This is a genomic window from Thermomonas sp., assembly GCF_041905325.1.
GTDB lineage: Bacteria > Pseudomonadota > Gammaproteobacteria > Xanthomonadales > Xanthomonadaceae > Thermomonas.
The window spans coordinates 309,094-328,174 of sequence record NZ_JAYRLK010000002.1; the positions used below are offsets into that span (position 1 = coordinate 309,094).

At 67.3% G+C, this 19,081-nt stretch carries 19 protein-coding genes; 4 read left to right on the forward strand and 15 right to left on the reverse strand.

Annotated features, from left to right (window positions below; translation table 11 throughout):
• Positions 1–65: 65 nt before the first annotated feature.
• The gene (locus ACE3OK_RS03660; RefSeq protein WP_374248182.1) at positions 66–983 is read left to right on the forward strand and encodes a DnaJ C-terminal domain-containing protein; all 918 of its coding nucleotides are present in this window, start codon (positions 66–68) and stop codon (positions 981–983) included.
• Between the two features lie 33 nt (positions 984–1,016).
• On the opposite strand, the gene ACE3OK_RS03665 is transcribed toward ACE3OK_RS03660, so the two are convergent.
• The 10 genes from ACE3OK_RS03665 to purB form a co-directional block, all read right to left on the reverse strand.
• Positions 1,017–1,394 (reverse strand): response regulator, encoded by a 378-nt coding sequence (locus ACE3OK_RS03665; RefSeq protein ID WP_374248183.1) that lies wholly within the window; start codon positions 1,392–1,394, stop codon positions 1,017–1,019.
• Between the two features lie 70 nt (positions 1,395–1,464).
• Entirely contained in the window at positions 1,465–2,457 is a 993-nt protein-coding gene (locus ACE3OK_RS03670; RefSeq protein ID WP_374248184.1) for a YhdH/YhfP family quinone oxidoreductase, read from the reverse strand.
• A complete protein-coding gene (locus tag ACE3OK_RS03675) occupies positions 2,454–3,065 on the reverse strand; it encodes a TIGR00730 family Rossman fold protein (protein WP_374248185.1) in 612 nt (203 codons plus the stop codon). The genes ACE3OK_RS03670 and ACE3OK_RS03675 overlap by 4 nt, the downstream gene beginning before the upstream one ends.
• Complete coding sequence (locus ACE3OK_RS03680) at positions 3,062–3,415, reverse strand: DUF3147 family protein (RefSeq protein WP_374248186.1); 354 nt, start codon at positions 3,413–3,415, stop codon at positions 3,062–3,064. Before ACE3OK_RS03680 ends, ACE3OK_RS03675 begins: the two co-directional genes overlap by 4 nt.
• A gap of 72 nt (positions 3,416–3,487) precedes the next feature.
• On the reverse strand, positions 3,488–4,918 hold the full coding sequence (gene lpdA, locus ACE3OK_RS03685; protein ID WP_374248187.1) for a dihydrolipoyl dehydrogenase: 1,431 nt from the start codon (positions 4,916–4,918) through the stop codon (positions 3,488–3,490).
• Positions 4,919–4,980: 62 nt separating this feature from the next.
• On the reverse strand, positions 4,981–6,171 hold the full coding sequence (gene sucB, locus ACE3OK_RS03690) for a dihydrolipoyllysine-residue succinyltransferase (protein ID WP_374248188.1): 1,191 nt from the start codon (positions 6,169–6,171) through the stop codon (positions 4,981–4,983).
• A 30-nt stretch (positions 6,172–6,201) separates the two neighbouring features.
• The gene (locus ACE3OK_RS03695; protein WP_374248190.1) at positions 6,202–9,039 is read right to left on the reverse strand and encodes a 2-oxoglutarate dehydrogenase E1 component; all 2,838 of its coding nucleotides are present in this window, start codon (positions 9,037–9,039) and stop codon (positions 6,202–6,204) included.
• 148 nt (positions 9,040–9,187) lie between these two features.
• Positions 9,188–9,697, reverse strand: a complete 510-nt coding sequence (locus tag ACE3OK_RS03700) for a hypothetical protein (RefSeq protein WP_374248191.1) — start codon at positions 9,695–9,697, stop codon at positions 9,188–9,190.
• Entirely contained in the window at positions 9,694–10,893 is a 1,200-nt protein-coding gene (locus tag ACE3OK_RS03705) for a JmjC domain-containing protein (protein WP_374248193.1), read from the reverse strand. Before ACE3OK_RS03705 ends, ACE3OK_RS03700 begins: the two co-directional genes overlap by 4 nt.
• A gap of 1 nt (position 10,894) precedes the next feature.
• Positions 10,895–12,259 (reverse strand): adenylosuccinate lyase, encoded by a 1,365-nt coding sequence (gene purB, locus ACE3OK_RS03710; RefSeq protein ID WP_374248194.1) that lies wholly within the window; start codon positions 12,257–12,259, stop codon positions 10,895–10,897.
• 120 nt (positions 12,260–12,379) lie between these two features.
• Between purB and ACE3OK_RS03715 the strand changes: the two genes are divergently transcribed.
• A complete protein-coding gene (locus ACE3OK_RS03715; protein WP_374248195.1) occupies positions 12,380–13,786 on the forward strand; it encodes a class II fumarate hydratase in 1,407 nt (468 codons plus the stop codon).
• A 48-nt stretch (positions 13,787–13,834) separates the two neighbouring features.
• Here ACE3OK_RS03715 and ACE3OK_RS03720 read toward each other — a convergent pair whose 3' ends face one another.
• The 5 genes from ACE3OK_RS03720 to ACE3OK_RS03740 are packed head-to-tail and all read right to left on the reverse strand — an operon-like array spanning position 13,835 to position 17,059.
• The gene (locus ACE3OK_RS03720) at positions 13,835–14,512 is read right to left on the reverse strand and encodes a hypothetical protein (protein WP_374248196.1); all 678 of its coding nucleotides are present in this window, start codon (positions 14,510–14,512) and stop codon (positions 13,835–13,837) included.
• A 32-nt stretch (positions 14,513–14,544) separates the two neighbouring features.
• On the reverse strand, positions 14,545–15,594 hold the full coding sequence (locus ACE3OK_RS03725) for a hypothetical protein (RefSeq protein WP_374248197.1): 1,050 nt from the start codon (positions 15,592–15,594) through the stop codon (positions 14,545–14,547).
• A complete protein-coding gene (locus ACE3OK_RS03730) occupies positions 15,591–16,466 on the reverse strand; it encodes an ABC transporter ATP-binding protein (RefSeq protein WP_374248198.1) in 876 nt (291 codons plus the stop codon). Before ACE3OK_RS03730 ends, ACE3OK_RS03725 begins: the two co-directional genes overlap by 4 nt.
• Positions 16,463–16,834 carry a GntR family transcriptional regulator gene (locus ACE3OK_RS03735; protein WP_374248199.1) on the reverse strand — a complete coding sequence of 124 codons (372 nt, stop codon included), beginning with the start codon at positions 16,832–16,834 and terminating at the stop codon, positions 16,463–16,465. The genes ACE3OK_RS03730 and ACE3OK_RS03735 overlap by 4 nt, the downstream gene beginning before the upstream one ends.
• Before the next feature lie 3 nt (positions 16,835–16,837).
• Positions 16,838–17,059 carry a hypothetical protein gene (locus tag ACE3OK_RS03740; protein ID WP_374248200.1) on the reverse strand — a complete coding sequence of 74 codons (222 nt, stop codon included), beginning with the start codon at positions 17,057–17,059 and terminating at the stop codon, positions 16,838–16,840.
• Between the two features lie 222 nt (positions 17,060–17,281).
• Here ACE3OK_RS03740 and ACE3OK_RS03745 point away from each other — a divergent pair, with 222 nt between their 5' ends.
• Both ACE3OK_RS03745 and ACE3OK_RS03750 read left to right on the forward strand, forming a co-directional pair.
• Positions 17,282–18,196 (forward strand): FKBP-type peptidyl-prolyl cis-trans isomerase, encoded by a 915-nt coding sequence (locus tag ACE3OK_RS03745; RefSeq protein ID WP_374248201.1) that lies wholly within the window; start codon positions 17,282–17,284, stop codon positions 18,194–18,196.
• 69 nt (positions 18,197–18,265) lie between these two features.
• Positions 18,266–19,036, forward strand: a complete 771-nt coding sequence (locus tag ACE3OK_RS03750) for an FKBP-type peptidyl-prolyl cis-trans isomerase N-terminal domain-containing protein (protein ID WP_374248202.1) — start codon at positions 18,266–18,268, stop codon at positions 19,034–19,036.
• Positions 19,037–19,081: the final 45 nt, after the last annotated feature.

Below are 19,081 nucleotides of genomic sequence, written 5' to 3' on the forward strand. Positions count from 1 at the left end.
TACAGTCTATCCGGGATGGATGACGGGATGGTGGCCATCCCCTGCGGTTCCGGTCTGGAGCGATCATGGAGTTCAAGGATTACTACGGCATTCTGGGCGTGGAAGCCACTGCGGGCGATGCGGAAATCAAGACCGCGTATCGCCGGCTGGCACGCAAGTACCACCCCGACGTCAGCAAGGAAAAGGGTGCCGAGGAAAAGTTCAAGGCCGTCAACGAGGCTTACGAGGCCTTGCGTGATCCGGCCAAGCGCAAGGCCTATGACCAGTTGCGGGCCGGTGGTTATCGGCCGGGTGATGAAGTGCGGCCGCCGCCGGGGGGCTTCGGTCGCGGGCCGGCGGGACAGGCGGATTTCGATTTCGACGAGATTTTCGCCGGCGGTGGTGCCGGTGGCGGGTTCTCGGATTTCTTCGAGAACCTGTTCGGCGGCGGTGGGGGTGGCCGCGGGCGCGGCAATGGTGGCCCGCGCGGTGGCCAGCCGGCCGGTGATACCCGCGCCAAGCTGGCGGTGCCGCTGTCTGCGGTGCACGCCGGCAGCAGCGTGCGCATCACCATTGCCGGCAAGACGCTGGAAGTGCGCGTGCCCAAGGGCGTGCGGCCGGGGCAGGTGATCCGGCTGGCCAGGCAGGGCAATGGCGGGCGTGACCTGTTGCTGGAGGTGGAATACGCCGCCGACCCGCAATTCGAGGTCGATGGCCGCAACGTCATCCACGTGTTGCCGGTGGCACCGTGGGAGGCGGCGCTGGGTGCCACCCTCAGCGTGCCGACCCTGGGCGGGCCGGTGGAACTGAAGATCCCGCCGGATTCCGAATCCGGGCGCAAGCTGCGCCTGCGCGGGCGCGGGTTGCCGGCTTCCGGCAGCGCCCCCGACGGCGACCAGATCGTGGAACTGGAGGTGCTGGCACCGAAAGCGCAGACCGAGGCGCAGCGCAAGGCCTACGCCAAGATGCGCGATGCGTTTGGCAGCGACTGGCGTCGTGGCTGAGACCCGCGTGCGGGCGGGCCGTAGTGACGGGGCTCAGGCGGCCGACGGGCCGCCGACGTATTGCGCCACCAGTGCGGACAGCTCGCCTTCGTTGAAGGGCTTGGTGATGTAGGCCTTGGCCCCTTGGCGCATGCCCCAGACGCGGTCGGTGTCCTGGTCCTTGGTGGTGACCAGGATCACCGGGATGTGCTTGGTGGTGGGTTCGCGGGTGATCGCGCGGGTGGCCTGGAAACCGTTGAGGTTCGGCATCACCACGTCCATCAGAATCAGGTCCGGCAGCTCGCGCTTGGCGGCTTCCACGCCGGCGGCACCGTCTTCGGCGGTCAACGCCTCGTGGCCGAGCTTCTCGACGATGCGGCGGATGCTCATCAGCTGGGAGGGGGAATCGTCGACGATCAGGATGCGTGCCATGGGGTGTCCTCTGCCTACTCTGCGGATTGTAGCGGTCGCGCAGGGGGCTGCAAGCGGCGCGCGCGCAAATTCAGAACTGCACCACGGTGCGGCCCAGTGCGCCACCGGCCAGCATGCGGTCGAATACGTCCGGCAGTTCGTCCAGCGTGGCTTCGCGGGTGCAGATCGCGTCCAGGTTGCGTGGTTTCCAGTCGCTCGCCAATCGCCGCCAGACTTCTTCGCGGATGTCGCGGGCGGTGCCGGCCGAAGCCACACCCAGCAGCGACACGCCGCGGATGATGAAGGGCATCACCGTGGCGTGCAGTTCGGGCGAGGCGGCCAGCCCGCAGCTGGCGACGTTGCCGTAGGGGGCGGTCTGCGCCAGCAGGGCGGCCAGCATGGGGCCGCCGACGTTGTCCAGGCCGCCACCGAAGCGTGCGGAATCCATTGGCTTGGTGGTGGATAGCGCGTCGCGGCCCAGCACTTCGGATGCGCCCAGCGCCTTCAAGTAATTCGCGTGCTCCGGCTTGCCGCTGATCGCATGCACCTCGTAGCCGGCCTGGCTGTAGATGGCCACTGCCAGCGAGCCGACGCCGCCAGTGGCACCGGTGACGGCCAGTGGCCCCAGCGCCGGCGTTTGCCGGTTGTCCTCCATCCGCAGCAAACCCAACGCGGCGGTGAAGCCGGCGGTGCCGAGGATCATCGCTTCGCGCAAGCTCAGCCCCGCGGGCAGCGGGATCACCCAGCGCGCGTCCAGCCGCGCGTATTCCGAATAGCCGCCGTCGCGGGTTTCCGACAGCCCGCTGCCGGTCACCAGCACGGCGTCGCCTTCCCTGAAGGCTGGATCGGTCGAAGCGACGACGTGGCCGGCCCCCGCGATTCCGCCGACCAGCGGGAAGCTGCGCAGGATCTTGCCCTTGCCGGTGCCGGCCAGCGCGTCCTTGTAGTTGACCGAGGAGTACGCGGCCCTGACCACCACCTCGCCGGGGTTGAGGTCGTCCAGCGACACCGTCTCAATGCCGCTGCGGTAGCCGGCGGCGTCGCTGTGGATGCGGAAGGCGCGGAACGTCGCCGGGGTGGTCATACATCCTCCGTGGTGAGCTTGAGCTGGCTGCGTCGCTTCTCGTCCAGCCACTTGTCGGCCTGCGCCGGCACGTAGCCGCGCATCCATTCCAGCAGCGCTTCGATGTCGGCGCCGTGCCACATGTCCTGGCGCTGCTCCGGGTGCAGGAAGCGCTCGCGCACCATCGTGTCCAGCATCGCCATCAGCGGCTGCCAGAAGCCGTTCGCTTCGAGGAAGGCGCAGGGCTTCTTGCCCAGGCCGAGCTGGCGCCAGGTCAGCATCTCGAACATCTCGTCGAGGGTGCCGAAGCCGCCGGGCAGGGCGACGAAGCCGTCGGCCAGTTCGAACATCCGCGCCTTGCGGGTGTGCATGGAATCGACGACTTCGAGGCGGGTGACACCCTTGTGGGCGACCTCCCAGTCGACCAGCTGCTGCGGGATCACGCCGATCACTTCGCCGCCGCCGGCAAGCACCGCATCGGCCACGATGCCCATCAGGCCGACATTGCCGCCGCCGTACACCAGCGCGATGCCGTCGCGCGCGAGTCGGGTGCCGAGGTCGCGGGCCAGCGTGGCGTAGGCGGGGTCGCTGCCGGCATTGGAGCCGCAATAGACGCAGAGGGTTTTCATGCCGGAGCCCTGAATTGGGTAAGAAGGTATTGCACGCCGCTCATGCCGGCGAAGCCCGCGATCCCCGCTGCGACGAAGCACAGCCACGGCTGCCAGCCGGCTTTCAGGCACAGGCTGAGCACCGGGAAGAACAGCAGGCCACCCAGCACGAACCAGAAGATGTCCATCGACATCATGGCCACGCGCTGGCTGTCGTGGGTTTCGACCTGCAACCAGCCGAGCACCAGCAGCGATGTCACCGGCAGTGCCGCCACCAGTGCGCCGAGCACGCCGGGTCGCCTGGACAGCGCGGAGGCGGTCAACACCAGCACCACGGTGATTGCGAGTTTCAGCAGGAATTGCGCGTTCATCAGGCGATTATCGCGCGGCGCATACGGAAACGGCGCCACCCTGGCGCCGTTTCCATGATGCACGGCCGTGGATCAGTTGGCCTTGTGGATCGCCCGCTTGTGCACCGCCATCGCGGCGTCGTGCACGGCTTCGGACAGCGACGGGTGGGCATGGCAGATGCGCGCCAGGTCGTCGGCACTGCCCTTGAACTCCATCGCCAGCACGCCCTCGTGGACCAGTTCCGACACGTTGGCGCCGACCAGGTGCATGCCCAGGATGGTGTCGGTTTCGGCATGCGCCAGCACCTTCACGAAGCCCGCCGGCTCGGCCATCGCCACCGCGCGGCCGACCGCCGCGAACGGGAAGCTGCCGGCCTTGTACGGGGTGCCCTCGGCCTTCAGTTGCTCCTCGGTCTTGCCGACCCAGGCGATTTCCGGTTCGGTGTAGATCACCCACGGGATGGTTTCGAAGTTGACGTGGCCCGGCAGGCCGGCGATCAGCTCGGCCACCGCGATGCCTTCCTCGAAGCCCTTGTGCGCCAGCATCGGGCCGCGCACGCAGTCGCCAACCGCCCACACGCCGTCGACGCCGGTGTGGCAATGCTCGTCGACCACGACCTGGCCGCGCTCGTTGAGCTGCACGCCGGTGCCATCGGCCAGCAGGCCCTTGGTGGCGGCACGGCGGCCCACGGCCACCAGCAGCTTGTCGACCACGATCTCCTGCGCCGCGCCCTTGTCGTCGGTGTAGGCGACGTGCACGCCGTCCTTCTTCACTTCGGTGGCGCTGACCTTGCAGCCCAGCTTGATGTCCAGGCCCTGCTTCTTGAACTCGCGTGCGGCGACCTTGCTCACCTCCGCATCGGCGGCGGCGAGGAAGTTCGGCAGGCCTTCGAGGATGGTGACCTCGGCGCCCAGGCGCTTCCACACGCTGCCCAGCTCCAGGCCGATCACGCCGGCGCCGATCACGCCGAGGCGCTTCGGCACCTGTTCGAGGTCCAGTGCGCCCACGTTGTCGATGATGTGCTCGCCGAACTTGGCGAACGGCAGCTCGATGGAGTCGGAACCGGCGGCGAGGATGACGTTGGTGCCCTTCAGCTCGACGGTGCTGCCGTCATGCTGCTTCACGCTGACCACGTTGCCCGGCTGCAGCTGGCCGAAGCCGTAGAACGCGGTGATCTTGTTCGCCTTGAACAGCGCCGCGATGCCGCCGGTGAACTGCTTCACGATGCCGTCCTTGCGGGCGACCATCTTCTTCACGTCGATCGCAGGCTTGTCGAAGCTGATGCCGTGCTGGTCGAAGATGTGGCCCATGTTCCAGAACTGGCGGCTGGAATCCAGCAGCGCCTTGGACGGGATGCAGCCCACGCGCAGGCAGGTGCCGCCCAGCGCCGGCTTGCCGTCCTTGCCCAGCGCGGCGTCGATGCAGGCGGTCTTCAGGCCCAGCTGTGCGGCGCGGATGGCGGCGTGGTAGCCGGCGGGGCCGGCACCGATGACGACGACGTCGAAGTGTTGTTGTTCGCTCATTTGCAAAGGTTCCTTGTCTGCAAGCAGGAAGCCCCGCGGAGCGGGGCTTCGGGCCGGGTTGCTTACATGCCCAGCAGCATGCGGTGCGGGTTCTCGAGCTGGTTCTTGATGTCGACCAGGAACAGCACCGCGTCCTTGCCGTCGATGATGCGGTGGTCGTAGCTGATGGCCAGATACATCATCGGCGCGGCGATCACCTGGCCGTTCTCGACGATGGCGCGCTCCTTGATCGTGTGCATGCCGAGGATGGCGCTCTGCGGCGGGTTGACGATCGGGGTGGACATCAGCGAACCGAAGGTGCCGCCGTTGGTGATCGTGAAGGTGCCGCCCTGCAGGTCTTCCAGCTTCAGCCCGCCTTCGCGCGCCTGCTTGGCATAGGTGGCGATGCCGGCTTCGATCTCGGCGAAGCTCATGCGCTCGACGTTGCGCAGCACCGGCGTGACCAGGCCCTTGTCGGTGGAGACCGCCACGCTGATGTCGGCGTAGCCGTGGTAGATGATGTCGCTGCCGTCCACCGAGGCGTTGATCACCGGGTACTTCTGCAGCGCGTTGGCGGCGGCCTTGGCGAAGAAGCTCATGAAGCCCAGCTTGATGCCGTTGGCCTTCTCGAACTGCTCGCCCAGCTCCTTGCGCATCTGCATGACCTTGGAGAGGTTCACCTCGTTGAACGAGGTCAGCATGGCGATGGAGTTCTTGGACTGCATCAGGCGCTCGGCGATGCGGGCGCGCATACGGGTCATCGGCACGCGCTCTTCCGGACGCGCGCCGCCGGCCACGCCGGCGGTCTTGCCGCTGGCGTAGTTGACGATGTCTTCCTTGGTGACCATGCCGCGGCGGCCGGTGCCGGCCACATCACTCGGGTTCACCCCGCTGGTGGCGGCGGCGAAGCGCGCACCCGGCGGCACGTCGGCGGAGGCGGCGGCCGGTGCCGCGGCCTTGGCCGGGGCGGCAGCGGCCGGCGCGGCGGCCTTCGGTGCTTCCGCGGCCGGGGCGGCCGGCGCGGCCGCGGCGACGGCGCCTTCCTCGATCAGCGCGATCACCTGCTGGCTGGTCACGGTGGCGCCGGCGTCGAACTTGATCTCCTTCAGCACGCCGTCGACCGGGGAGGGCACTTCCAGCACCACCTTGTCGGTTTCGAGGTCGAGCAGGTTTTCGTCGCGCTTGACCGCATCGCCGGCCTTCTTGTGCCAGCTTGCGATGACGGCGTCGGCGACGGATTCGGGGAGAACCGGGACTTTGACTTCAATGGCCATGAGGGCGTCCTGTCGGAATATCGGATGGGGTTAGTCGGCGACGATGTCGCTTTCGATCGGGTTGACCAGCGCGGCGGCGAGCAGCTGCTGCAGCTCGCGGACGTGGTCGGCCATGTGGCCCACGGCGGGCGAGGGCGAGCGCGGCCGGCCGGCGTAGCTCAGCACCTGCTTGGGCTGCAGGCAGGCGCGCAGATGGTGCTGGATCTGGTACCACGCGCCCTGGTTCTGCGGCTCTTCCTGACACCAGATCACTTCGCCGGCGGCGGCCAGGCGCTTGAGCTCGGCGGCCAGCTGCGGGCGCGGGAACGGATACAGCTGCTCCACCCGGACCAGCGCCACGTCCTTGATGCCCAGCTTCTGCACTTCCTCCAGCAGGTCGTAATAGACCCGGCCGGCGCACAGCACCACGCGCTTGACCTTCTTGGCGGTGGCGGTGGTGTCGGGAATCAGGTGCTGGAACTCGCCGTTGGCCATCTCCTCCAGCGAGGACACCGCCAACTTGTGGCGCAGCAGCGACTTCGGCGACATCACCACCAGCGGCTTGCGGGTGGTCATGCGCAGCTGGCGGCGCAGCATGTGGTAGGCCTGGGCGGGGGTGGAGGGCACGCAGACCAGCATGTTGTCCAGCGCGCACAGCTGCAGGAAACGCTCCAGTCGCGCCGAGCTGTGCTCGGGCCCCTGGCCTTCATAGCCGTGCGGCAGCAGCAGGGTCAGCCCGGCCAGGCGGCCCCACTTGGCTTCGCCGGAGGCGACGAACTGGTCGATCACCACCTGCGCGCCGTTGGCGAAATCGCCGAACTGGCCTTCCCAGATGCACAGGGTGTCGGGGTCGGTGGTGGAGAAGCCGTATTCGTAGGCCATCACCGCTTCTTCGCTGAGCAGCGAATCGATGATCGCGACCTTTTCCGGCTTGTCGGTGAGCTGGCGCAGCGGCAGGTAGTAGGCGTCGGTCTTCTGGTCGTGCAGGATGGCGTGGCGGTGGGTGAAGGTGCCGCGACCGACGTCCTGGCCCACCAGCCGCAGTGCATGGCCGGCATCGACCAGGGTGGCGTAGGCCAGGTTTTCGGCAAAGCCCCAGTCACCCGGCAGCTGGCCCGTCGCCATCTTGTGGCGGTCCTCGTAGACCTTGGCCACGCGGGAATGCAATTGCACCTCCGCCGGGATGGTGTTGATCCGGATCGCCAGCGCTTGCAGCTTCTCCATCGGCACGGCGGTGCTGATGGCATCGGAGAGCTTGCCCGACAACAACTTCGACCAATCCACGTACAGGGCGTTGTCGGCGGTGAGCTTGCCCACCGTGGCCAGTTCGGTGGTGACCTCGCCGGAATCGAGCTTGTTGCGGTAGTTGTCCACCAGCGCCACGCCGGCACCGGCGGCGATCACGCCGGCGGCTTCCAGTTGCGCGGCATACAGCTCGCGGGTGGTCTTGTGCTTGCGGATCACCTGGTACATCAGGGGCTGGGTGATCGAAGGCTCGTCGGCCTCGTTGTGGCCGTGGCGACGGTAGCAGACCAGGTCGATCACCACGTCCTTGCCGAACTGCTGGCGGAACTCGAAGGCCAGCTTGGCGGCGAACACCACCGCTTCCGGGTCGTCGCCGTTGACGTGCAGCACCGGCGCGCCGACGAACTTGGCGATGTCGGTGCAGTAGCGGGTGGAACGGGTGTCGTGCACGTTGGACGTGGTGAAGCCCACCTGGTTGTTGACCACCACGTGCACGGTGCCGCCAACGGTGAAGCCGCGTGCCTGCGACATCTGGAACAGCTCCATCACCACGCCCTGGCCGGCGAAGGCCGAGTCGCCGTGGATCAGGATCGGCATCACCTGCTTGCGCGCGGTGTCGCCACGGCGCTCCTGCCGCGAGCGCACGCTGCCGGCCACCACCGGGTCGACGATTTCCAGATGCGAGGGGTTGAACGCCAGCGCCACGTGCACCGGGCCACCGGGAGTGGCGACATCGGCGGAGAAGCCCATGTGGTACTTCACGTCGCCGGCCACGGCGTGCTCGTCGTGGTCGAACTTGCCTTCGAACTCGTCGAACAGCTTGCGCGGGTTCTTGCCCAGCGTGTTGACCAGCACGTTCAGGCGACCGCGGTGGGCCATGCCGATGATCACGTCCTTGACCCCGGCGCTGCCGGCATCGCGGATCACGGTGTCCATCAGCGGAATCAGCGCATCGCCGCCCTCCAGCGAGAAGCGCTTCTGGCCGACGTATTTGGTATGCAGGTAGCGTTCCAGCCCTTCGGCCGCCGTCAGGCGCTCCAGCGTGCGGCGGCGGGTATCGGCATCGAGGCTGTAATTGCCGCCGGCGGCTTCCAGGCGCTGGTACAGCCATTGGCGCTGGTCGGCCTCGAAAATGTGCATGAACTCGGCGCCGATGCTGCCGGTGTAGGTGGCTTGCAGGCGCGCCAGCAGGTCACGCAGTTTCATGCGTGGCTGCCCACCGACGCCGCCGGTGCTGAATTCGTCGCCCAGGTCCGCTTGCCCCAGGTGGTGGAAGCCCAGTTCCAGATCCGGGGTCTGATCCGGCGGGGTCATGCCCAGCGGGTCGAGCCTGGCGGCCAGGTGCCCGCGCGAGCGGTAGGCGGTGATCAGGCGGCCGACGTTGCGTTCGCGTTCGTCACCACTGCCGCCGGCCGTGGCCAGCAGGCCGCGCGCGGCCAGTTTGCCGGCCACGGCGATGTGATCGATCACGGCCGAATGCGGGATGTCGCCGGCTTCGCGGCCCTTCAGGCCATCGAAATACTGTTTCCACTTGCCATCGACGCTGTCGGGTGCGACCAGGTACTGCTCGTAAAGTTCTTCGATATACGCGCCATTGGCGCCGAGCTGCGAGGATTGGGCGAATTGCTTGAGGAGACTGTCCACGGTGTGGCTAGCAACCAGATTGAGGGGGGAGGGGGCCGTGCCAGGAGGTGCAGCGGAAAACTGAATGGAGGCGCAAAGAGCGCGAATTATAGCCCAGCCAGTTTGCCGGGAATTGGCCCAGATCAAGAATCCGGTGCGGAATCGGGCATCAGATGCCCAGTGCGCGGTATTCGCCGACCGGGCGCGAACGCTCCCAGATTTCCTCGAAGCGGGCCTGCAATTGGCGCACCCGAGCCCGGGCGTCGAGGCTGGCGGTGCCTTCCACGCGTTCGCCCAGGGTGCGGACGTAGTAGCCACCGACATCGTTGGCGATCAATGCGGTGCGGTCTTCACGGTAGACCGGGTCGGTGACTTCGCGGAACTGGAACACGCTGGGCAGGCGTTGCGCCAGGTCCAGCAGTTTGGCGTGGGCGGCCTGCGGTGCGGCGGCGTCGTGCAGCAGCACCTGCACCTGCACGTCGCGGCTGGCGGTGGCGAAGCCGCGCAGCGCCGCAAGCAGGTCGGGGTGGTCGAACAACCACGCCTCCAGGTCCAGGCTGCGCACCCACACCCGGCGACGGGCGGCAATGACGATGCGGGTGGCGATGTCCACCGCGGCGGGGTGGTCACTGATGCGGAACAGCTCGGATGTGGAGTCGGAACCGGGGGTGTCGTTCATGCCGCATCCTCCTGCACCAAGTGGTAATGACCGGCCGCCAGCAGGGCCTGCACGGCGGCGTGCCCCGGCGGGCCCAGCCGGGCGTACAGCGTCTGGTCGATGGCATCCGCTGCCGCCAGTGTGCGCGCATCCTCCACCGCCAGCGCATGGGCCTGCCCGCCCGCGTACAGGCGTGCGCCCCCGGTGCTGGCACGCCGCCAGGCCATCCGCGACCACGGGTGGCGCAGCAACAGCGCCCCGGTGGCCAGAGCCGGTGCAATCTCGCTTGACGCAGGCACTGCCTCGGCGGCGGCCGGCTGCACTGCGCAGCGGTAGGTGGTGATGAAGCTGCCGAACCAGTCGCCGAAGCGGTCGGGGTCGTCCATGTGCAGCTGGCGCAGCGCGGTGTCGGCGCGGGCCAGTGCGGCGGCGTCGATCTCGCCGCAATCGTCCGGCAGGGTCAGGTCGGGGTCGACGTAACGCAGGGTGTCGGGGGCGTCGGCGGCCAGCGTGCTGGCGTAATCGTCCAGCAATTCCGCCGCACTGGGGGCACGCAGGCCCACCGAAATGGTCAGGCACGGGTCCACCGCAACGCCGTGGTGTGGAATGCCGGGCGGCAGGTAGAGCATGTCGCCGGGTTGCAGCACCCAGTCGTGGGTGGGCGTGAAGTGTGTGAGCAGGCGGATGTCGACGTCGCTGCGGTAATCGCTGGCCGGGTTCGGAGCGGTGTCGATCATCCAGCGGCGCTGGCCCTGGCCCTGCAGCAGGAACACGTCGTACTGGTCGATGTGCGCGCCCACCGAGCCGCCGGTGGCGGCGAAGCTGACCATGATGTCGTCCATCCGCCAGCGCGGCAGGAAGTCGAACTGCGCAAGCAGGCCGCGCACGTCGGCGTCCCACTTGTCCACATCCTGCACCAGCAGCGTCCAGTCATGGTCGGGCAGGGCCGGGAACACGTCTTCCTCGAACGGCCCGTGGCGCAGCGCCCAGCGGTCGTTTGCGCGGTCGTACTCCACCAACCGCGCCAGCGCGCCTTCCTCGCAGGCCAGCCCGGCCAGGTCTTCCGGTTCCAGCGGCGACACGAAGCCGGGGAAGGCATTGCGGATCAGCAGCGGGCGCTTCTGCCAGTAGTCGCGCAGGAACGTCCCGGGCGGCATGCCCAGCGGCCCCTTGCCGGTCGCGTCGATCTCGAATGCCAGCGCCGGCGTCATGGCCATCTCAGATGCCTCGTGCCAGCGTTGCGGCCAGGCCGTTGTAGCTGGCCGGGGTCAGTGCCAGCAGGCGTGCCTTGGCGTCGGCGGGCAGCGCCAGCCCCTCGATGAAGGCACGCATGGAGTCGGCGGTGATGCCGTGGCCGCGGGTCAGCGCCTTCAATTGTTCATAGGGGTTGGGCAGGCCGTGGCGGCGCATCACCGTCTGCACGGCTTCGGCCAGCACTTCCCAGGCGGCGTCGAGGTCTTGCTCCAGCCGCTGCGGATTCACCTCCAGCTTGCCGATGCCCTTGGCCAGCGACTCCAGCGCCACCAGCGAATGGCCGAAGGCGGTCCCCAGCGCGCGCAACACGGTGGAATCGGTGAGGTCGCGCTGCCAGCGGCTGATCGGCAGCTTGGCGGAGAAATGTTCCAGCAGCGCATTGGCCAACCCGAAATTGCCCTCGGCATTCTCGAAGTCGATCGGGTTCACCTTGTGCGGCATGGTGGATGAGCCCACCTCGCCTTCCTTCAACTTCTGCTTGAAATAGCCCAGCGAGACATAACCCCACACGTCGCGGGCGAAATCCACCAGGATGGTGTTGGCGCGCCGGGTGGCATCTCCCAGTTCGGCCACGTTGTCGTGCGGCTCGATCTGGGTGGTGTAGGGGTTGAACACCAGCCCCAGACTTTCCACGAACCGTTGCGCGAACGCCGGCCAGTCCACGTCCGGGTAGCTGATGACGTGCGCGTTGTAATTGCCCACCGCGCCATTGATCTTGCCGGTCAGCTCCACCGCGTCGATCTGCCGGATCTGCCGCTCCAGCCGTGCCACTACGTTGGCGATTTCCTTGCCCAGCGTGGTCGGCGAGGCGGTCTGGCCGTGGGTGCGCGAGAGCATCGGTTGCGCCGCCTGGGCATGGGCAAGCCGGCGCAGGCTGTCGGCGATCCTGCGGAAGCCCGGCAGCACCACGTCGCGGCGCGCGGCGTCCAGCATCAACCCGTAGGACAGGTTGTTGATGTCCTCGCTGGTGCAGGCGAAATGCACGAATTCCAGCGCCGGGCCCAGCTCCGCATCCCCCTTGAGCTGCTCCTTGATGAAGTACTCCACCGCCTTGACATCGTGGTTGGTGGTGGCCTCGATGGCCTTCACCCGCGCCGCGTGTTCCACGCTGAAACCATCGGCCAGCGCCCGCAGCCGTGCAGCCGCGGCATCGGAAAACGGCGCCAATTCGGGAATGCCGGGCTCGCCGGCCAGGGCCAGCAGCCATTCCACTTCCACCTTCACGCGGGCACGGATCAGGCCGTATTCGGAAAAGATCGGGCGCAGGGCATCGACCTTGCCGGCATAGCGGCCATCGAGCGGGGACAGGGCGGTGAGGGCGTGGGACATGGGGGGCAACGGTCGGCAACGGGGCGGCCATTGTAGATCGGAGCTTGGTTGGCTGCCTTGTGCAGCCGCACCCGGGCGGCGCAAGCTTCCCGATGACATCTCCACGAACGGCAGGGCGACATGGCCAGCGGCAAGCGCAAGGGGTTTCGCAGCGAACACGACAGCATGGGCAAGCTGCAGGTGCCCGCAGATGCACTGTGGGGGGCGCAGACCCAGCGCGCGCTGGACAACTTCCACATCTCCGGACGGCCGATGCCGGCGGCATTCATCCGCGCGCTGGCGCTGGTGAAGGCTTCGGCGGCGCTGGTCAACGGCCATCTGGGCCTGCTGGATGGCAAGCGCGCCGATGCCATCGTCGAAGCCGCCACCGCCGTGGCCGGTGGCGCGCATGCCGAGCACTTCCCGATCGACCGCTACCAGACCGGCTCGGGCACGTCGTCCAACATGAATGCCAACGAGGTGATTGCCCATCTCGCCGGCAGCGCGTCGGGGCTGGCCATCCACCCCAATGACCATGTGAACCTGGGCCAGAGCAGCAACGACACCATCCCCACCGCGCTGCGGGTGATGGCGGTGCGCGAAACCGAAGCCGCGCTGCTGCCGGCGCTGGAACACCTGCGCAATACCATCGACGCGCAGGCCAAGGCCATCGGCGGGGTGGTGAAGACCGGGCGCACCCACCTGATGGACGCGATGCCGCTGACCTTCGCGCAGGAGTTCGGTGCCTGGGAGGCGCAGCTGGCGTCGGCGCAGGCGCGGATCGAGGACAGCCTGGGGCGGGTGGCGCGGCTGCCGATCGGCGGCACCGCGATTGGAACAGGCATCAATGCGCATCCGAAGTTCGGCAAGGCGGTGGCGAAGGCACTGAACGCGGCGACCGGCCTCGGTTTCAGCCAGAACCCGAATACCTTCGAGGGATTGGCGGCGCAGGACGATCTGGTGGAGCTGTCCGGCCAGTTGAGCGTGCTGGCGGTGGCGCTGATGAAGATCGGGAATGATTTGCGCTGGATGAACTCCGGCCCACTGGCGGGGCTGGGCGAAATCGAATTGCAGGCGCTGCAGCCGGGCAGCTCGATCATGCCGGGCAAGGTCAATCCGGTCATTCCCGAAGCGCTGTGCATGGTCTGCGCGCAGGTGATGGGGCTGCACCAGGCCAATACCGTGGCCGGGCAGAGCGGCAACTTCCAGCTCAACGTGATGCTGCCGCTGCTGGCCTGCAATCTGGACGAGGCGATCGGCCTGCTGGCGAATGCCATGCGTGCGCTGGCCGACGATGCCGTTGCCACGTTGAAGATTCGAAAAGACGTGGTGGCGCAGGCGCTGGCGCGCAATCCCATCCTTGTCACTGCGCTCAATCCGGTGATCGGTTACGAGAAGGCCGCGAAGATCGCCAAGCGCGCCTACGCCGAAAACCGCCCCGTGTTCGATGTGGCCCTGGAAGACAGCGGCCTGAACGAAAAGCAATTGCGCAAGCTGCTGGACCCGGTGGCGCTGACCAAGGGCGGGGTGGGGGCGTCCGGCCAATGAAAACCGGGCCGTGCGTGCACGGCCCGGGGGTGCGGGGGAGGAACGGGGTCAGTCGCTCATGACCGCCACGCCATCGCCCTTGCCATGCTTGCCGCAGTCGTCGATGTCTTCCCGCGTCATGGTGGCGTAAGGCTTGAAGGCGGGCAGGCTGGCGGCCAATGATTGCTGCGATGCCAGCAACGGCGGCAGGCGTTTGCACAGCTGCATGGCCTGGGCTTCGATCTTCTTGCCTTCCGCTTCCATTTTCGCTTCGAAGTCCTTCTGGCCCTTGTCGCCGCCGAAGATCGCCCCGGCCACGCCCTGCAGGGCGGTGCCGGCAATGCCGGCCCCTTGCGCGCCGATGTCCATGCCCGCTTCGGCGATGGCGATTACCTGGTTGCGATACCCCAGCAGTTGCTGGCGCTGGGCCGCAGTGACCGCCACCGGTTTGCCCTCCACCAGCAGATCCCCTTGCGGGCTGATCTCCGCCTTGGGCAGGTGGGACTCCGGCGCTTCCGCGTGCTTGCCGTTGTCATTGACGTGGATGCTGATGTGGCCGTTCAGGCTGAGGTTGTTCGCATGCAATTCCTTGCGGGCCTCGTCCAGTGCGCGGTCGACGTGGCGGGCGATCAGGCCCTTGTCGGCGGTGTCGCCGGCTTGCGTGGCCGGCGGCGGGGTGGGGTGGCTGCAGGCGGCCAGCGGCAGGCAGGCCAGCAGGGCGAACAGGATGTGCGTCTTGGGATGCATGGTGATGTCCTGGAGGTGCCGGAAAGAGGGGGTCAGCCTTCGTCGCGCCAGCGGCGCAGGCGAATGGCGGCGGCGATCATGCCGATGCCGGCCACCGCCCCGATCCACGTTTCCGGCGAGGCAAGGACGGTGTACATGCTCTTCACGACCGCCATGTGGTTCACGCCGGTGGTGGAGGAGGTCACGACGTCACGCAGCGAGGAGGCATCGGCAGCGGCAAACCAGGTGCCGGGGAACACGCCGCCCAGCAGGTGCGCCACCACGTGCTTCCAGAACCAGCTGCTGCCCAGGTCGAAGGCGCTCATCAGGTCGAACCAGCTGACGAAGACCCCGGCGAAGACCGGCAGCAGGATCGCCCACAGGAACGGCTTGCTCTTCGACCAGGCCGAGCACAGCAGCAGCCAACCGGCGGAGGGCAATGCCCACAGCGCATACACCGGGATCGCGGCAAGGAACACGCCGGCGCTGGAGAGCAGGCTGCCGGGGGCCCACAGCAGGGTGAACGGGTTGCCGTGGTGGATCAGCACGAACAGGCTGAGGATCAGCAGGAAGCCGACCATGCAGGCGATACCCACGGCCACTGCCAGCACCGGGGCCACCAGCAGTGCGCTGCCGACCTTCGACAGCACGGTGTCGCGGTCGGACACCGGCAGCGACTTCCAGAACAGCACGCTGCGGTCCTTGCGCTCGTCGTACAGGCTGCCCAGGCAGTAGAAGAACACCACGAAGCCCAGTACCAGCATCGGCCAGAGCATGGCGCTGGCGGTGGCGGTGGTGACGCCGTCGGCGAGTTTCTGCATGTCGCCCGAACTCATGTGCGAACTCAAGGTGCTGATGTCGAGCCCGTTGATGACGACCTCACCGTCGATCTTCAGGCCGCCGCGCTCGGAGGCGACCTTGCGCAGGCCCACTTCGGCCATGATCAGGCCCATCAGGGTCAACAGCAGGGAAATGCCGCCGGCCCAGATCGGCGCCCAGAAAAATCCCCCCTTGTGCTCCCAGAACTCGCGCTGCAGCAGCAGCTTCAGCTTGTGGACGGGGTGCGGCACGGGCTTGGCCGTGGATGCAGCGATGGCGTTCATGCGTAGGTTCCTTTCATGGTGGCCACGAACAGGTCGGCCAGGCCGGGGGTACGGGTTTCGCCCAGCGCGGCCAGTTGGCCGGGGGCGGTGCCGTCGAAGACCATTACCGTCTTGCCGAACGGCAGCGCGCGTTCGTCGATGGGCTTGAGCGCACGGGCCGCCTCCAGCTTGTCGGCGTTCACCAGCACCTCGACGTAGCGTTCACCCAGCGTCTCCATGGCGGCATCCAGCACCACCTTGCCGCCCTGGATGAACATCACGTCGGTGAGGATGTGTTCGATCTCCTCCACCTGGTGGGTGGTGACCAGGATGGTTTTTTCCTCGTCGAAATAGTCTTCCAGCAGGCGCTGGTAGAACTGCTTGCGGTAGAGGATGTCCAGGCCCAGGGTGGGCTCGTCGAGCACCAGCAGGCGGGCGTCGATGGCCATCACCAGCGCCAGGTGCAGCTGCACGATCATGCCCTTGGACATCTCGCGCACCTTCAGGCCCGGCTTGAGCTGGGTCCCTTCGAGGAAACGCCGGCACTTGGCGGCGTCGAAGCGCGGGTGCACCCCGGCGACGAACTCGATGGCCTGCGCCACGCTGATCCAGCGCGGCAGCACCGCCACGTCGGCGATGAAGCAGACATCATTCATGAGTTCGTCGCGCTGGCTGCGCGGGTCCTTGCCCAGCACCTTCAGATCGCCGTCGAACGGGATCAGGCCGAGGATCGCCTTGAGGGCGGTGGTCTTGCCGGCGCCGTTGGGGCCGATCAGGCCGACGATGCGCCCGGCCGGGATCTCGAACGTGGTGTTGTCCAGTGCCAGCTTGTTCTTGTAGGCCTTGCGCAGGCCGCGGGCGGAGACCACGGTGGTTGAGGGATTGGCGTTCACTTCTGCCCCCACTTCTGCTTGGCATCCAGCAGTTCTTCGATCTTCAGGCCCAGGCGCTGGATGCGTTCCAGCATCAGCGGCCATTCTTCGCGCAGGAAACGTTCGCGTTCGCTGTGCAACAAGCGCGCATTGGCGCCATCGGTGACGTACATGCCAAGACCCCTGCGTTTTTCGACGAGTTGTTCATCCGCGAGCTCCTGGTAGGCGCGCGAGACGGTGATTGGATTGAGCTGGTATTCGGCGGCTACCTGGCGCACCGAGGGCAACGCATCGCCCGGCTTGAGGACGCCATCCAGCAGCATCGCCACGACACGCTCCTTCAGCTGGCGGTAGATCGGAGCCCCATCGCTCCATTCGACGGCATTCATGGGTCAGCCCTGCGGAAGGAAGGAAAAGAACGGCATCCGCACCGACTGGTGCGCGTGCCGGGCGGTTTTCGCCGTGGTGCCGGCAGTGGCTGCGGTGAGGGTGGAACCGGCGGCGATGGAGGGCGGGTCTGCGGGGGCGGCCGGCGTGCTGGCCATCAGGGCGGCAACCAGCAGCACGCTGCAGGTGGTGGCGGCCATCAGGGAGTTGTGGAGCTTGCGGTTCATGGTGAACGTCCTGCTCTGGGTGTCTGGTGTTGTAGGCAACTATAACACTACAAATTGCCCCGTCAAGCCCCGATCCACCCAACTGAAGTCATGGTTGGAAGATGCCGCGCCCCGGCCCCGCGACGCGGCAGGATTGCCGGTTGCCGCCGCGACGACCACAATAGTCCGTTGTCCCGGGCACGGCGCCGCCGTACACGGGTCCCCGGAGCGAGGTCTGCCACCATGCGATTTGCGATGCGCGCCCTGGGCGCGTTGCTTGCCAGCGTTCTTTCGATCGGCCTGTTGCATGCCCAGCAGGCGACGCCGGCTGGCGAGTTCGACAAGATCAGTTACGTGCGCGGTCTGGATGCCGGCAGCAGCATCGGGCCGGGCCTGCCGGACATCGACATGCCCGCGTTGCAGCGCGCGCTGGAGAACGCGATGGCCGGAGGCAAGCCCTTGCTGCCGGCCGCCGATGCCGGCCCCACGCTGCGGGCGATGATGGCCAACATCGTTGCGCGCAAGGCAGGCAAGCCGGCGCAGCCCGTGGACCGCGTCAAGGTGGCGTTGCTGGTGGGGGCCGATCTCGCGCGCGGCGTGCAGGACATGCAGGGCAGCCTGGTCATGCCGATGTTCCTGCGCGGTGTGCAGGACGGTGCCAACCCGCAGGCCACGCCGGCGCTGTCCGCCGAGGCCATTGCGCAGGCGCGCAGCGACTGGTCGGCACGGATGGCTGCGGCGCGGGCCACGCAGCGTGCCGCGGCGGGGCAGGAGGCCCAGCGCAAGGAGCAGGCATTCCTCGACGCCAATCGCCAGGTCAAGGGCGTGTTCGTCACTCCCAGCGGCCTGCAATACAGCGTGCTGCGGCAGGGTGCCGGCGTGCGCCCGCGACCGGGCCAGCGGGTGCGCGTGCACTACGTCGGCAAGCTGCTCGACGGCACTACCTTCGACAGCTCCTATGCGCGTGGCGAGCCGGCGGTATTCGGCCTTGACCAGGTGATCAAGGGCTGGAGCGAAGGCGTCGGCATGATGCCGGTGGGGGCCCAATACCGCTTCTGGATTCCGGCCGCGCTGGGCTATGGCGACAAGGGCGCCGGTGCCGACATTCCCCCCAATGCCACCCTGCTGTTCGATGTTGAACTGTTGGGCGTCGAATAAGTCCAACCCGACTTACCGTTTGCCGGCCTGATCGCCGGTTCCATCCCCATCCTCTGGAGTTTCCGACCGATGAAGCCGTTTGCCCGCACCACCGTGCTTGCCGCTGCCATGCTGCTTGCCCTTTCCGCTTGCAAGGCCGAGCAGAAGCCCGTCGACGTGTCCGCTGGCGGCGCGCAGAACGGTGCGTCCGCGAAGGCCGGCTATCCGGGCCTGCCCACCGAGAAGGACCAGGTGGGTTACAGCATCGGCATGGCGATGGGCAAGCAGCTGACCGATATCAAGGGCGAGGTGAACGTGGATGCGTTGGTCAAGGCACTGCGTACCCAACTGGCCGGCCAGAAGACCCAGATCACCGAAGAGCAGGCCCAGCAGATCATGCAGGCCTTCGGCCAGAAGATGCAGGCCAAGCAGATGGCCAAGATGATGGAAGAGGCGCAGGCCAACCTCGCCAAGGGCGACAAGTTCCTGGCCGAGAACGGCAAGAAGGCGGGCGTGGTCACCACCGCGTCGGGCCTGCAATACCAGGTGGTCACCGCGGGCAAGGGCGCCAAGCCCGGTGCCGAGGACGGGGTCAAGGTGAATTACCGTGGCTCGCTGCTGGATGGCACCGAATTCGACAGCTCCTACAAGCGCGGCGAGCCGGCGGTGCTGCCGTTGAACGGCGTGATTCCGGGTTGGTCCGAAGGCCTGCAATTGATGCAGGTGGGCGGCAAGTACAAGTTCTGGATCCCGGCCCGGTTGGCCTATGGCGAACAGGCACCGCCGCAGATCGGCCCGAACCAGGTACTGGAATTCGAAGTGGAGCTGCTGGACGTCGTCAAGAAGCCCGCTGGCAACTGATCGCACGGCATCCGCCCGTGGCGCGCCTGGCGCGCCCGGGCGTTT